General features: G+C 57.5%; 1 protein-coding gene and 1 tRNA gene. Both read left to right on the forward strand.

Features of this window, described 5'->3' with window-relative positions; all coding sequences use genetic code 11:
* Positions 1-294 precede the first annotated feature (294 nt).
* Complete coding sequence (locus tag EOC94_RS33350) at positions 295-474, forward strand: hypothetical protein (RefSeq protein WP_095483127.1); 180 nt, start codon at positions 295-297, stop codon at positions 472-474.
* Positions 436-526, forward strand: a tRNA-Ser gene (locus EOC94_RS33355). The genes EOC94_RS33350 and EOC94_RS33355 overlap by 39 nt, the downstream gene beginning before the upstream one ends.
* Positions 527-1,075 lie beyond the last annotated feature (549 nt).

A 1,075-nucleotide genomic window follows, 5' to 3' on the forward strand; every position in this document is an offset into this window, starting at 1 on the left:
AAAGTTAAAAAACGGGTCTGGGTATTCTTTGCTGAAGGACAGCGTTCCCTGCCCCATCCCCACTACCGAAAAAGATGCGCACCGCGCCGCTCCTTCGAACTCGACATTACCCATGAGGCGGCGGCGTTCAACCACCATCGTACCGGCAAAAGGGCTGTGCGGGTGCTATCCCCCTGCGTTGTTGCACAAATGACACGATTTGGCCTCACTCAGAAAGCTCCCGTTAACCATCGCCTCGCTTGCGAGCCCTTGCAATCCGGCCGATTCCGGCGATAGCCCGTCGGAATTGCGACGATGCGCCGAGTCGCCGGCCAACGGATTGCCGCAGAATCGCCGCATCGCGAAAGCGCCGTTTCGACAGAAGCCGGTTTTTTCAATGATAATGGCGCAGGCTTGTTGATTGTGCCGGCGCTTTTCTTTATCCACCGGCGCAACGGAGAGGTGGCCGAGTGGTCGAAGGCGCTCCCCTGCTAAGGGAGTAGAGGTCAAAAGCTTCTCGTGGGTTCGAATCCCATCCTCTCCGCCATTCTGCTTTGCGCCTCGCGCTTCGCAGGACAAGTCCGGCGAATTCTTCTCGTGAACCCCTTGCAAAGCCTGGTTTCGAAGCCCTCCCAGCCTCGTCATCCCAGGGCGAAGCAGGAGCGAAGCGACGTCGCGAAGACCCTGGGATCCATGCCATGACATCAGCCAAAGAATGCAGCGGCTCAGGATGGCCGTTCGACGAGTGCAGTCGCCAAGGGGTGCGCTGAAGCAGAGCTTGCACCGTTGCTACACGTAAACGTCACGGCATGGATCCTGGGGTCTGCGCTGCGTCGCTTCGCTCCTTGCTCCGCCCCAGGATGACGAAGGGGGAAATGTGTGCGATCGCCACCGACAAAGGGTGAGCCAATCTGTCAAAACTTCCTGTGTCAAAGCGCTAATAAGCAGCGCCTTTTTTTGGCGCGCTCTTCGCCCAAGAACGTCTGCGGGATGTTTTCACGACCGGCGCAAAATCCCACGATTCTCCTAAAAAGGAAGGAATAACAATTAGTTACCGCAGAAACAGCCGTCGCCGATCCGCTGTTTCGTTCGATTC

The organism is Mesorhizobium sp. M6A.T.Ce.TU.016.01.1.1 (assembly GCF_003997065.1).
Classification (GTDB): Bacteria; Pseudomonadota; Alphaproteobacteria; order Rhizobiales; family Rhizobiaceae; genus Mesorhizobium; species Mesorhizobium mediterraneum.